The 293-nt window shown below is 57.3% G+C and carries 1 protein-coding gene; it reads right to left on the bottom strand.

Annotated features, from left to right (window positions below):
- On the bottom strand, window positions 1-293 hold a 293-nt coding region (locus ACOSVP_RS18605), incomplete at both ends, for an Ig-like domain-containing protein (RefSeq protein WP_487348977.1).

Here is a 293-nt window from a genome sequence, read left to right as displayed (position 1 = left end):
AGAAGACGACTCTCCCGAGTCATTAGCAGAGGCCAAATCTAACGTCAGTGGGGCCACTGGTGCTGTGGTATCCACTGTCACGATCAACGAAGACGACGCTGTTGAGGTATTGCCTGCGGCATCAGTCGCTTTGGCGGTCAGGGTATGAGCGCCATTCGCTAACGTCGACGTGGTGATTGACCAGTTGCCACTACCATCGGCGGTCGTGCTGCCCAGAACCGTCGTGCCATCGGTATCGTACAGGGTCACAGTCGCATTGGCTTCTGCGGTACCGCTGATCGAAGGCGTGGTAC

The organism is Marinomonas sp. HM11-D (assembly GCF_057626615.1).
Note: the sequence above shows the minus strand (reverse complement) of the source record. Positions and strands in the feature narration are given on the sequence as shown.